The sequence below is a fragment of the Sphingomonas azotifigens NBRC 15497 genome (genome assembly GCF_002091475.1).
Taxonomy (GTDB): domain Bacteria; phylum Pseudomonadota; class Alphaproteobacteria; order Sphingomonadales; family Sphingomonadaceae; genus Sphingomonas; species Sphingomonas azotifigens.
This window is the reverse complement of the sequence record NZ_BCTR01000061.1, coordinates 1-12,567: the sequence shown is the minus strand read 5'-3', so window position 1 is coordinate 12,567 and position 12,567 is coordinate 1. Positions and strand designations below refer to the sequence as shown.

Sequence of the window (12,567 nt, the reverse complement as noted above, 5' to 3'; positions counted from 1 at the left end):
CGCAAGCGATCAGAAGATGCCGAGGAACTTCTTGCGCTGCTGCTTTGCGGCGGCGGGGCTCGTCTTGCCGCTTTCCGACTTGGCGGTGGTGCCGCGGCCGACATCGTCGCGCGGCCGGCCCTTTACATCGCGCTGGCTGGCGGCGGTCGCGCCCGCCAGCACCGGGCCGCAGTCCGCTGCCTTGGCATCGCCGAAATCGACGAAGGCCAACACCGCGGCGAGCGGCGAGGCGGCGACGCCAAGCCCCAGCCCGGCGCCGGCGCGGCCGAGCAGCTCGGGGCTGATCACGCTGATCCCCGGCTTGGCGAAATAGCCGCCGATCCCCACCGGCGACTGGCCCGAGAACAGGCTGAACCGCTTCGAATCGGCGCGGAAGGCGAGATCGATCGTCTCGTTCTTGAAGCTGAACCCGCCGCGGCCGAGCATCACGTTCTTCTGCGTGTCGATCAGGATCGGATCCGCCGCGGCGATGCCGTCGCGCACGGTGAAGCCGATCAGCCCGCAATTGATCTGCACCGGCTCCTTCAGCTTCTTCTCGAACATCTTCTGGACGAAGGTGCCGATGTCGAACTCGGCGAGCTCGGTGTTGCGCGTCCAGAAATCGCCCTTGGGCAGGATTACCGCGATGCGGCCGTTCGCGCTGGCGAGCGAATCGCGCACGCTGTTGCCGCTGCCGTTCATCTGGATGCGTGCCTTGAGCATGCCGGTCGTGCCGGACTGCTCCGCGCCGAAGCCGGCGAGCAGCACGCCCATCGGCGTCGGTGACAGGCGGATATCGTAGGTGGTGAACACCGGCGCCTTGCGCGCATCGATGCTGATGTCGGAGGTGACCGTGCCGCGTGCGAGGCTGAAGTTGAGCGGGCTCAGCTTGAGCAGCCGGTCGTTGAGGTCGAGGCCCAGCTCGATGTTCGATACCGGCAGGTTGGGTGCGCGGACGGTGCGCACCTGCCATTGCACCTTGGCATCGAAATTCTTGAGCGCGTCGACCCGGAGCGGCGCGTCGGGCAGCAGCCGCGGCGTGCCGGAGACCTGCGTCACCGCCGCCTGCGCACCCTGCGCCGCCAGCGCATTGGGGTTGTAGCCGATGAACGGCCCGGCATCGACGATGTCGAGCACATGGGTGAACAGATCGGCGGTCACCAGCATGCGCGGCTCGCCGAGCTTCACGGTGAACTTGCCGGCGAGATCGCTGTCGCCGAACCGGCCCTTCATGCCGGTGAAGCGCCACTCGTCGCCGGTCTTGGTGACGACCGAGGTCAGCCGGTAGGTGCGCGTGTCGGGCACGGCGATGCCGGCGAGCAGGAACACGTCTGCGAGGTTCTGCCCGCGCAGGTCCATGTGGAGCTTGGCGCCTTCCAGCACCGTCGCGCCGGGCAGCGTGCCGGCGATGTCGACCTGGCTGCGCACGCCCTCGGCGTGCAGCTTCAGCCTATTCTCGCCGCCCGCCAGCGTCTTGTTGGAGGAGAGCAGCGCGCCCGCCAGCGTGAAGCGGGCGCCGCGCGCGGTGCCGTTGCCGTCGAAGCGAATGGTGTCGGCGAAGCGATTGTCCTCGGCCGCCACCGTGTCGACGCGAATCGCCGCGTCCAGCTGGTGGCGCGGATCGAGGTAGCGGATCTGCGTGCCGGCGATTCGCGCGCGCTGGATCAGCGGCATGGTCAGCGGCTTGCCGCCGCCGCTGCCGAAGGTCCACGTGTTCTGCTTGCCGTCGCGATCCCATTGCAGGTCGATTCGCCCGTCGGTGAGGCCGAGCCACTGGAAGCGCTTCTGCTCCGCGAGGAGCGAGAAGGTGGCGATTCGCGCGTCGATACGCTTTGCCGTGAAGAACGGGCTGGTGCCGGCCCAGTCCGGATTCTCGACGCTCAGCCCTTCCGCCATGAACTTGAGGTTGAACGGCGCGAAATAGAGCTGGAAGTCGCCCGCCACCCGCACCTTCCGATGCGCGCTCGAACTGGCGATCGACTCGAACGTGCCCTTGAGAAACCGGCCCTTGGTGACGAACAGGATGGCCCAGGCCAGCACCACCAGCCCGACCAGGCTGGTGACGACCGCGATCGTCGCGGCGAGCGGCGTGCCCATCGCGCGCGCCGGCCGGGGCGGCGGGGCTGCCTGCTCGGCGGCGAGAACGGGGCTGTCCAAGTCGGCCATGAACCTCAAAATCCTTCGTGCCCGCGCGGTTCCCCGGTGGTTGCATATCGCCCAGCCATCGGCTAAGGGGCCGCCTTTCCGCGATCGAGGGACCGTCCGGCTAATAGGGCTGCCGCGGCTGTCTGCAATCGTCGAACCATAAGGAGACGAAAATGCCCAAGCTCAAGACCAAGAGCGGTGTGAAGAAGCGCTTCAAGTTCACCGCCACGGGCAAGGTGAAGCACGGCGTCGCCGGCAAGCGCCACCGCCTGATTTCGCACAATTCGAAGTATATCCGTACCAACCGCGGCACCAGCGTGCTGGCCGACGCCGACGTGGCACACGTCAAGGCGTGGGCGCCGTACGGCCTGAAGTAAGGGAGTCCTGAAAAATGGCACGAGTGAAGCGTGGTACGACCACCAAGGCGAAGCATAAGCGGATTTTGGATCAGGCGAAGGGCTATTATGGCCGTCGCAAGAACACGATCCGCATCGCGCGCCAGGCCGTCGAAAAGGCCGGCCAGTACGCCTATCGCGACCGCAAGGTAAAGAAGCGCAGCTTCCGCGCCCTGTGGATCCAGCGCATCAACGCCGGTGTGCGCGCCGAAGGCCTGACCTATTCGCAGTTCATGCACGGCCTCAAGCTGGCCGGTATCGAACTCGACCGGAAGGTCCTGGCCGACATCGCGATGCACGAAGGTGAGGCGTTTACCGCCATCATCGCGCAGGCGAAGGCGGCACTGCCCCAGGCCGCCTGAGCGGACCTGCGCGCAAGCTGAACAAGGGGCGTCGAGGCTGCGGCTTCGGCGCCCTTTTTCATTCCAACCGGGAGGGACGATCCCGTGGCGATGAAGACCTGGTGGCTCTACGTCACCGCCGTGTTTTTCGTGTCGATGACGCCGGGGCCGAACATGCTCCACGTGATGGTGCAGAGCATCCGCGAGGGTGCGGCGCGCGTGCTGCCGACCACCGCGGGGCTGATGAGCGCGAACCTGTTCTGCCTGATCGCCTCGGCGGCGGGGCTGGGCGCGCTGCTCAAGGCATCGCCGGGGCTGTACGACGCGCTGCGCTATGCGGGTGTCGTTTACCTCGTGTGGCTCGGCATCAAGGCCTGGCGCGCACCGGTGGCGGAGGCGCATGCCGATGCGCCGGTGCCGGTGCGCCAGTCGGTGCGGGCGCGCTATCTCACCGGGCTCGGCACGGGGCTGTCCAACCCCAAGCTGATCGTCTTCGCCGCCGCGCTGTTCCCGCAGTTTCTCGACGTGAGCCGGCCTTTCCTGCCGCAGCTGGCGATCCTGATCGCGACCTTCGCGGTGATCGAAGCCTTCTGGTTCTCGGTCTATGCGCTGGGCGGGCGCTCGCTCGCGGCCTGGCTGGCACCGGCGACGCGGCAGCGGATGTTCAACCGGGTGACCGGCGGCGTGTTCGTGGCGTTCGGCGCCGCGTTGCTCGGCAGCCGGGTGTAGCCATGCCCCACGCCCAACGTCGTCATTCCCGCGAAGGCGGGAATCCATTGACTCACCGGCTTCGGCTCCTGCTGAATCGGCACGGAGAATGGATCCCCGCCTCCGCGGGGATGACGGTGTAGAGGGGGTGGCGGGATGGACAAACAACCCTGCGTGTACATCCTCGCCAGCCGACGGCACGGCACCCTCTACACCGGCGTGACGTCGAACCTGCTGGGCCGCATCTACCAGCATCGCGAGAAGGTCACCCACGGCTTCACCGCCGAACACGAGATCGCCCGCCTCGTCTGGTTCGAAGTGCATGAGGACATGAGCGCCGCCATCCTCCGGGAAAAGCGGATCAAGAAGTGGAATCGGGACTGGAAGCTGGCCCTGATCGAGCGCAGCAACCCGCAATGGGTTGACCTCGCGATCGGACTAGGGTTCCAGCCATCTCGCACAGTGAACGGAAAACGATGACCACCGATCTCGATACCCTGCGCGGCGAGCTGCTTGCCGCGATTGATGCCGCCACCGCGCTCGATGCGCTGGAGGCGGTGCGCGTCCAGGCGCTTGGCAAGCAGGGCGCGATCACCGGCCTGCTCAAGACGCTGGGCAAGCTCACCCCCGAGGAGCGCCAGGAACAGGGCCCGCGCATCCATTCCTTGCGCGAAGCCGTCACCGAGGCGCTCGCGAGCCGAAAGGCGGCGATGGAGCAGGCCGCGCTCGAAGCGCGCCTCGCCAGCGAGACGGTGGACATGACGCTGCCGGTCGACGGCGTCGCGCCGGGCTCGGTCCACCCGGTCAGCCAGGTGATGGACGAACTGGCCGAGATCTTCGCCGATCTGGGCTTCGCGGTCGCCACCGGCCCCGAAGTCGAGGACGACTGGCACAATTTCACCGCGCTCAACATTCCGGAGACGCATCCGGCGCGCGCGATGCACGACACTTTCTACATCGCCGGCGAGCACGAACGGCCGATGGTGCTGCGCACGCACACCAGCCCCGTGCAGATCCGTACGATGACGAGCCAGAAGCCGCCGATCCGCATCATCGCGCCGGGCCGCGTCTATCGCTCGGATTCGGATGCGACCCACACGCCGATGTTCCACCAGATCGAAGGCCTGGTGATCGACAAGGGCATCACGCTCGGCCACCTCAAATGGACGCTGGAGACCTTCCTCAAGGCCTTCTTCGAGCGCGACGACATCGTGCTGCGTCTGCGCCCCAGCTATTTCCCCTTCACCGAGCCTTCGGCCGAAGTCGATGTCGGCTTCACCTGGAAGGACGGCAAGCGCGTGATCGGCGGCAGCGGCGACGCGCCCGGCGGCGGCTGGATGGAAGTGCTGGGCAGCGGCATGGTGCACCGGCGGGTGATCGAGGCCTGCGGGCTCGATCCCGAGGAATGGCAGGGCTTCGCCTTCGGCACCGGCGTCGACCGGCTGGCGATGCTCAAATATGGGATGGACGACTTGCGCCCCTTCTTCGACGGCGATCTGCGCTGGCTCAAGCATTACGGCTTCTCGGCGCTCGACGTGCCCACGCTGAGCGGGGGAGTCGGCGCATGAAGTTCACCCTGAGCTGGCTCAAGGAGCATCTGGAGACCGAGGCCTCGCTGACCGAGATCCTCGAGGCGCTGACCCGTGTCGGCCTCGAAGTCGAGGGCGTCGAAAACCCCGCCGAGCGGCTGAACGGCTTCCGCGTCGCGCGCGTGCTGACCGCCGAGCGGCATCCACAGGCCGACAAGCTGCAGGTGCTCAGCGTCGATTTCGGCGAAGGTCCGTTGCAGGTCGTCTGCGGCGCGCCGAACGCGCGTGCCGGGCTGGTCGGTGTGCTGGGGCTTCCCGGCGCGGTGGTGCCGGCCAACGGCATGACGCTCAAGGTCGCGGCGGTGCGCGGCATCGAATCGAACGGCATGATGTGCTCGACCCGCGAGCTGGAGCTCGGCGAGGACCATGACGGCATCATCGAGCTGCCGGAAGATGCGCCGGTCGGCACGGCGTTCGCGGATTATGCGGGCCTGGATGATCCGGTGATCGACGTGTCGATCACGCCGAACCGGCAGGACTGCATGGGCGTGCGCGGCATTGCGCGCGATCTCGCCGCAGCGGGCCTGGGCACGCTCAAGCCGCTTGATGCGGTGGTGGCCGACCTGCCGGCGATTGTGCCGCAGGGCGCGGGGCCGGACGTGCGCACCGACGATGCGGCGGGCTGCCCGGCCTTCTATGGCCAGGTGGTGCGTGGCGTGAAGAACGGGCCGTCGCCCGAGTGGCTGCAGCAGCGCCTCAAGGCGGTTGGGCAGAAGCCGATTTCCGCACTGGTCGACATCACCAACTTCGTGATGTTCGGGCTGGGCCGGCCGCTCCACGTCTATGACATGGCGAAGCTTTCGGGCGGGCTGGTCGCGCGCAAGGCGAAGGACGGCGAGACCGTGCTGGCGCTGAACGGCAAGACCTACACGCTCACCGACTCGATGACCGTGATCGCCGACGATGCGGCGGTGCATGACATCGGCGGCATCATGGGCGGCGAGCATTCGGGCTGTTCGGACGACACCACCGACGTGCTCATCGAATGCGCCTATTTCGATCCCGAGCATATCGCCCGCACCGGCCAGAAGCTGCTGCTGACCAGCGATGCGCGCACCCGTTTCGAACGCGGTGTCGATCCCGAATTCCTCGACGAGGGGCTGGCGATCGCCACCCGGCTGGTGCTGGCGCTGTGCGGCGGTACCCCGAGCGAGGTCACCCGCAGCGGCACGCCGCCCAAGGTGGGTGCGGTCGTCGGCTATGACCCCAATCTGGCGGAGACGCTGGGCGGCCTCGCCGTCCCGGCGGCGCAGCAGGTGCAGATCCTCGAAAGCCTCGGCTTCGTCGTGCAGCCGCTCGACGGCAATGGCGATCCGGTGGACCTCGCCGGCGGCTTCGACGCCCTCCGCGTCACCGCGCCGAGCTGGCGTCGTGATATCGACGGTCCGGCCGACATCGTCGAGGAAGTGATCCGCATCGCCGGCATCGACAACGTCCCCTCGACGCCGCTGCCCCGCACCCCCGGCGTCGCGACGCCCACCGCCACGCCCGAGCAGAAGCTCGAGCGCCGGATGCGCCGCACCGCCGCGGCGCGCGGGCTCAACGAGGCGATCACCTGGAGCTTCCTGCCCGAAGCCCAGGCCGAGGTCTTCGGCGGCGGCGCCTGGACGCTCGCCAACCCGATCAGCGAGGACATGAAAGTCATGCGTCCCTCGCTGCTGCCAGGCCTGCTGGCGGCGGCGGAGCGCAACCTCAAGCGCGGCGCGACCAGCGTGCGCCTGTTCGAGGTCGGCCGCCGCTATCTGGCGGACAAGGAGCGGCTGACGCTCGGCGTCGTGCTGGCGGGCGCCAAGGCCGCGCGCGGCTGGCAGGGCGGCAAGGCGCAGCCCTTCACCGCCTTCGATGCCAAGGCCGAGGCGCTGGCGCTGCTGGAGGCTGCCGGCGCGCCGGTCGCCAACCTGCAGGTGATGGGCGAGGCGGGTGCCGCCTACCATCCCGGCCAGTCGGCGACGCTGCGGCTGGGGCCGAAGAACGTGCTCGCCAGCTTCGGCATGGTGCACCCGAGCGTGCTCAAGGCATTCGACCTCGACGGCGCGGTCGCGGCGGTGGAAATTCACCTCGACGCGCTGCCCGCCAAGAAGGCGACCGGCTTCACCCGCCCGGCCTTCACGCCCCCGGCGCTGCAGGCGGTGACCCGCGACTTTGCCTTCCTGGTGCCGACCAGCCTTGCAGCCGGCGATCTCGTCCGCACCGTGAAGGGTGCGGACAAGGCGACGATCGTCGACGCGCGGTTGTTCGACGTCTTCACCGGCCAGGGCGTACCCGAGGGCCAGAAGTCGTTGGCCATTGAAGTCACGCTGCAACCGGGCGAAAAGAGCTTCACCGACGCGGACCTCAAGGCGGTGGCCGACAAGGTCGTCGCGGCGGCGGCGAAGCTGGGCGCAAGCCTGCGAGGATGATGCGATGATCGAGCGGTTCCTACCCGGGCTCGACGCCCTTCTGGCAGAGCCGCTCGACACGCATTCGGTGTCGGTCGCCTTTCCCGGCGACATGGACCCGCACGAGCGCGAGGGCCGCTACGGCGTGTTCCTAGATGCCGAGCTGCGCATCGCCGGGCTCGGCACCTGCGGCGGCGGGACGCTGATCGAGACGCTGGACGAGGCCGGCCAGTGGCGGCCCGCCTGCGCGATCCTCGATGTCGACCTTACCGACCTGAACCGCGGCCGCGCCTTTTGCCGCGACGAGCTGGTCGCGCTGGGCTGCCCGGCCGGCACGCTGATCCAGTTTGACGACCAGGAAGATCGTTGGGACGGGTTCGCCTGGCACTGCAACCAGCCGCGCTCGTTCGACGAGGACATGCTGCCCTATCGCGATAATTGAGCGTCGGCTGCAAAAAGGGGTTGCGCTACCCCCGAAGCTCGTTTAGGCGCCGCACCTCACCGCGCGCCCGTAGCTCAGCTGGATAGAGCATCAGACTACGAATCTGAGGGTCGGACGTTCGAATCGTTCCGGGCGCGCCAATTTCCTACATCGCCACGCCGCCGATCGCGCGGATCGACGACCGCCTCAGAACAGGCCGTCGTCGTCGTCGTCGTCCTCCACCGAGGCCTGTGCGGCGGCTGCCGTGCCGGGCAGCGCGAAGCGGTGATGGATCTCGCGTTCGCGAGCCATGGTGTAGCTGCGCGCCATCCCGTCGAGCAGGCCTTCCAGCGCCGCCGCGACTGCCGCATCCGGTGCATGGCAGGGGGCGGCTAGGACGCTCAGCTGGGTCACCACGTCGCGCAGCGAATCACCGAACGCGGCTTCGCAATCGACGTTGCTGGTGGTCGTCTCGAGGATGCGGGTCACCGCCGCGGCGTCGTCGGTCAGCCCGGCCAGGCCCTCGCGCATGCGCTGTGCGCCGTCGCGGATGCAGGCGAGCGATTCGGACAGCGCCTGGGCAGCGTCGCCGCCCTGCTCGCCCTGCGGATCGCGCAGCGCCGTCACCGCCGCCACCAGCGATTCGACCGAGCGACGGATCTCCCCCGAGATCGTCGCCAGCATCGTGGCAAAGCCGCGGATCTCCGACGCCACCATCGCCAGCGCCTTGCCCTCGTCGCCAAGGCGGTGGCAGCGCAGATCGGTGTTCCACGCCATCAGATGGACGTCATGGTTCACCCGGTGCACCACCCGCAGCCGCTTGGCGAGCCGCTCGGCGCTGTCCGAGGTCGAGCCGCCCAGCGTCTGGGCACGCAGATCGGCCTCGCGCAGCCGTGCGGTGACCTTGGCGACATCGCTGACGCTCTTTTCCAGCGCGCCCAGGAAGACGCTGTTGTCGCCGCTCGATTCGCGATTGCCTTCGGCCTGGATCGCGAGCAGCTGCGCCGCGCTCGGCGCAATGCCCCGCAGGCTCTCGGCGAGGCGCCGCGACTCGGCATGAAAGGCGTCGATCGTGTCGGCGGCCTGGGCGGCGAGCAGCGCCAGCATATGGCCGTTCACCTGCATCGCCACCGCCGGATCGGCCTGGTTGCGATAGTCGACCAGCGCCTGGATGCCGCTGGCGACATGTTCGAGCCGCTGGCGGGTGATGTCGCCGATCTGCATCGCGCCGATCGCGGTGGCGACCTGGCCATGAATCTCGCGCGCGACGGCGGCGATGCGCTTGGCGCGGGCACCGTCGGCGGCCTGGTGCCGCTGCAGCGCCTCGGCGTCCGCGGCGAGCTTGCGCGGCACCTGCGGGATCACCTTGACGCATTCCGCGGCGAGCTGGCGATCGACCTCGATCAGCGCCGGGATGCTCGCGGTCAGCTGCTCGATCTCGACGCCGATCCCGCCAATCTCCTCCTCGCCCACGTCCAGCCGGACGTTCATCGTGTCGGCGAAGTCGGCAAAGCCGTTGCGGCCGGCGGCCGCCACCTTGATGTTGAGGCCGCAGATGCGCAGGAAATCGAGCGTACGCTTCACCTGCGAGATATGGTGGGCGAGCGGTCGTGCGCCGGCGGCGATGCCCTCCAGCGCCGTCTGGCGCGCCGCCTGGACCGCCGGCAGCCGCTCCAGCCGATCGGCGGTCGCCCGCATGTTGTCGACCGCCGCTTCCGCCGCGTCGCGCCCCAGCGCGTTCGTCACGCCTTCCAGCGCACTTACCAGCCGCTCGACGATGCCATAGGCTTCGGCCAGCGCCTCGCCGGCGGAAACGAAGCGGGCGTCGAGATTGCTCGCGACCTGGCTGATCGTCGCCTCGATCGCGCCCAGTGCGATTTCGGAGTCGGGGGAAGGATCAGGAATGCGTGCGGCGTACATGGCCGTCTCCTTTGCAATCGATCATCGAGCGGTCGCCGCGAGCAGTTCGCGGGCGATGTGGCTGAGCGGGATCACCTTGTCGGCGGCCTCGCGGGCGATCGCTTCCTTGGGCATGCCGAACACCACCGAGCTGGCCTCGTCCTGCGCGAAGGTGCGCGCGCCGGCCTGGCGCATTTCGAGCAGCCCGCGTGCGCCGTCGTCGCCCATGCCGGTCATGATGATGCCGACCGCGTTCGATCCTGCCGCGCGCGCCGCCGAGCGGAACAGCACGTCGACCGAGGGACGGTGGCGCGACACCAGCGGCCCGTCGCGGACCGAGACATGGTAGCGCGCGCCCTGGCGCTCGAGCATGGTGTGCTTGCCGCCGGGGGCGATCAGCACATGGCCGCGCAGCACCGGATCGCCGTCCGCTGCTTCCTTGACGTCCACTTCGCACAGGCCGTTCAGCCGCTGGGCGAAGGCGCGGGTGAAATGCTCGGGCATGTGCTGGACGATGACGATGCCGGGGCTGTTCGCCGGCAGCGTCTCCAGCACCTCGCGCAGCGCCTCGGTGCCGCCGGTGGAGGCCCCCATGCACACCACCATCTCGGTGGTGCGGCTCATCGGCTTGCCGCTCGGCGGCGGCAGCACCGCGTCGGCGGTGAGCTTCTTGGCCGGCGCCTCCATTCTCGGCACCGGCTTGCCCGGCCGCCCGCGCACCCGTGCGCGTGCCGCGGCCTTCACCACGTCGCGGATCTGGAGGTGGTGCTCGGCGAGGTGGTCGGCCACGCCGATGCGCGGCTTCAGGATCACGTCGACCGCGCCGGCTTCCATCGCCTGGAGCAGCGTCTCGGAGCCATTTTCGGTCAGCGACGAACACATCACCACCGGCACCGGGCATTGCTGCATCAGCTTGCGCAGGAAGGTGATGCCGTCCATGCGCGGCATCTCCACGTCGAGCGTGATGACGTCCGGCACTTCCTCCTGGATGCGCTTGGCGGCGCTGAACGGATCGGCGGCCGTGCCCATCACCTCGATCGCCGGATCCTCCTCCAGGATCGCGGCCATGGTCTGGCGGACGCTTGCCGAATCGTCGACGATCAGGACGCGGATCTTGGGCATCAGCTGCCCCGCCGGAACACGGTGTTGGCGACCTGCTCGAGCGGCAGGCCGAGCCCGGTGATCGACTCCGAATGGCCGAGGAACAGATAGCCGCCGGGCGCGAGGCAGTCATAAAGCTGCGAGACGACCTTCTTCTGTGTCGGCTTGTCGAAGTAGATCAGCACGTTGCGGCAGAAGATCAGGTGCATCGGATCGCCGACCGGATAGTGCGAATCCATCAGGTTCAGCCGCGCGAAGCCGATCGCGCTGCGCAGCCGCGGCACCATCCGCACCTCGCGCCGGCGCGGATCGTTCGACGTCATCACATAGGCGCGGCGCAGCGTCGGCGGCACCGGGTCGATCAGTTCGGCGGGATAGATGCCGCTGCGCGCGGTCGCCAGCACCTCGGTGTCGAGGTCGGTGGCGAGGATGCCATATTCCGGCCCGCCCGTCCGCTGGGCATAGTCGTCGAGCACCATGGCGATGGTGTAGGGCTCCGGCCCGGTCGAGCAGGCCGCGCTCCAGGCGCGAAGGCTGCGCACGCCGCGCGCGGCCAGCGCCGGCAGCACCTGCGCGACCAGATAGTCGAAATGCGCCGGCTCGCGGAAGAAGTCGGTCTTGTTCGTCGTGACCGCGTTGATCAGGTGCAGCCCTTCGGCGGCGAGATGATCACCGGTGAACAGATAGGCGCAATATTGGTCGAGCGTATCGACGCCCACCGCCCGCGCGCGGCGGCGCAGCCTGCCTTCCAGCATGGTCTTCTTAGTCTGCGGCATCTTGATGCCGGAGACCTCGTAAATATAGGCGGCGAGCTGCGCGAAGTTGCGCGCACTCATGGAGTCGAGCCCGGGCGGGGGCGACGGATCCAGCGCTAATGCTGCGGACAAGGGCTGCTCCGTTGCTCAGGCGGCAGCGCGTGCTTCGAGCACGCGCGCTTCTTCGGTCGAAAAGATCTTCGACATTTCGACTAGCACCACGAACCCTTCCGCGCGCTTAATGACGCCGCCGATATAGTCGGACGACCAGCGCACGCCGATGTCGGGCGCCGCGTCGACCTGATCGGTCGACACGCTGCACACCTCGAGCACCCGATCGACCACCAGGCCGAGCATCAGCACGCGGTTCCCGACCGGCACGTCGACCACCAGGATGCGGGTGGCCGGCGTGGGTTCGAAGGGCGACAGGCCGAGGCGCAGCCGGAAGTCGATCGTCGTCACGCCTTGGCCGCGCATCTCGGTAAGGCCGAGCAGATAATCCGGCCCGTTGGGGATGCGGAACGCCTCCTTATAGTCGAGGATCTCGCGGACCAGGCAGACCGGTACCGCGAAGATCTCCGCGCCCAGCCCGAAGGTGACGAGCTGCAGTTCGGTGGCGTTGCTCATGCTGCGGCTCCGAAGGCATCGTCCTGCGCATCCGGGCCGCCGGTGGCGAGGTCGAGCGCGAAGCCGCTGACCCGAGCCTGCTGGTCTGCCACGCTGTTCGGCTGGTGGCGCTTGGCCGGTTTGGCGGCGGGCTTGGCAACGGGGCGGCGTGCCGGCGTGCCGGTGCGGCCCGCATGCGCGGTCTGCTCGACGCGGAAATAGGCGATGCTGGCCTGGAGCTCCTCGGCCT

Annotated in this window: 12 protein-coding genes, 1 tRNA gene and 1 pseudogene; 8 read left to right on the top strand and 6 right to left on the bottom strand. The window is 68.4% G+C overall.

Annotated elements, in window-relative coordinates:
- Window positions 1–9: 9 nt before the first annotated feature.
- Complete coding sequence (locus SAZ01S_RS18655) at window positions 10–2,145, bottom strand: AsmA family protein (RefSeq protein ID WP_084583784.1); 2,136 nt, start codon at window positions 2,143–2,145, stop codon at window positions 10–12.
- 152 nt (window positions 2,146–2,297) lie between these two features.
- Between SAZ01S_RS18655 and rpmI the strand changes: the two genes are divergently transcribed.
- The 8 genes from rpmI to SAZ01S_RS18615 all read left to right on the top strand — a co-directional run bounded on the left by rpmI (window position 2,298) and on the right by SAZ01S_RS18615 (window position 8,117).
- A complete protein-coding gene (rpmI, locus tag SAZ01S_RS18650) occupies window positions 2,298–2,501 on the top strand; it encodes a 50S ribosomal protein L35 (protein ID WP_010543145.1) in 204 nt (67 codons plus the stop codon).
- A 14-nt stretch (window positions 2,502–2,515) separates the two neighbouring features.
- Entirely contained in the window at window positions 2,516–2,881 is a 366-nt protein-coding gene (gene rplT / locus SAZ01S_RS18645; RefSeq protein WP_010543146.1) for a 50S ribosomal protein L20, read from the top strand.
- Window positions 2,882–2,971: 90 nt separating this feature from the next.
- A complete protein-coding gene (locus SAZ01S_RS18640; protein ID WP_084583783.1) occupies window positions 2,972–3,589 on the top strand; it encodes a LysE family translocator in 618 nt (205 codons plus the stop codon).
- A 135-nt stretch (window positions 3,590–3,724) separates the two neighbouring features.
- Window positions 3,725–4,048, top strand: a complete 324-nt coding sequence (locus SAZ01S_RS18635) for a GIY-YIG nuclease family protein (RefSeq protein ID WP_084583782.1) — start codon at window positions 3,725–3,727, stop codon at window positions 4,046–4,048.
- Window positions 4,045–5,136: a phenylalanine--tRNA ligase subunit alpha gene (gene pheS / locus SAZ01S_RS18630; RefSeq protein WP_084583781.1), complete on the top strand. Its 1,092-nt coding sequence runs from the start codon at window positions 4,045–4,047 to the stop codon at window positions 5,134–5,136. The genes SAZ01S_RS18635 and pheS overlap by 4 nt, the downstream gene beginning before the upstream one ends.
- A complete protein-coding gene (gene pheT, locus SAZ01S_RS18625; RefSeq protein WP_084583780.1) occupies window positions 5,133–7,556 on the top strand; it encodes a phenylalanine--tRNA ligase subunit beta in 2,424 nt (807 codons plus the stop codon). Before pheS ends, pheT begins: the two co-directional genes overlap by 4 nt.
- A 4-nt stretch (window positions 7,557–7,560) precedes the next feature.
- On the top strand, window positions 7,561–7,977 hold the full coding sequence (locus SAZ01S_RS18620) for a hypothetical protein (protein WP_084583779.1): 417 nt from the start codon (window positions 7,561–7,563) through the stop codon (window positions 7,975–7,977).
- Window positions 7,978–8,040: 63 nt separating this feature from the next.
- Window positions 8,041–8,117 (top strand) — tRNA-Arg (locus SAZ01S_RS18615).
- 46 nt (window positions 8,118–8,163) lie between these two features.
- Here SAZ01S_RS18615 and SAZ01S_RS18610 read toward each other — a convergent pair.
- From SAZ01S_RS18610 to SAZ01S_RS24115, 5 genes and pseudogenes are all read right to left on the bottom strand, one after another.
- Window positions 8,164–9,876, bottom strand: coding sequence for a hypothetical protein (locus tag SAZ01S_RS18610; protein WP_084583778.1), 1,713 nt, complete (start codon window positions 9,874–9,876; stop codon window positions 8,164–8,166).
- 21 nt (window positions 9,877–9,897) lie between these two features.
- Window positions 9,898–10,977 carry a protein-glutamate methylesterase/protein-glutamine glutaminase gene (locus SAZ01S_RS18605; protein ID WP_139810141.1) on the bottom strand — a complete coding sequence of 360 codons (1,080 nt, stop codon included), beginning with the start codon at window positions 10,975–10,977 and terminating at the stop codon, window positions 9,898–9,900.
- Window positions 10,977–11,792: a CheR family methyltransferase gene (locus SAZ01S_RS18600; RefSeq protein ID WP_084583776.1), complete on the bottom strand. Its 816-nt coding sequence runs from the start codon at window positions 11,790–11,792 to the stop codon at window positions 10,977–10,979. The genes SAZ01S_RS18605 and SAZ01S_RS18600 overlap by 1 nt, the downstream gene beginning before the upstream one ends.
- 66 nt (window positions 11,793–11,858) lie before the next feature.
- Window positions 11,859–12,338, bottom strand: coding sequence for a chemotaxis protein CheW (locus SAZ01S_RS18595; RefSeq protein ID WP_084583775.1), 480 nt, complete (start codon window positions 12,336–12,338; stop codon window positions 11,859–11,861).
- Window positions 12,335–12,567, bottom strand: a pseudogene (locus SAZ01S_RS24115) (methyl-accepting chemotaxis protein); the annotation flags it as partial. The gene SAZ01S_RS18595 and the pseudogene SAZ01S_RS24115, both read right to left, overlap by 4 nt.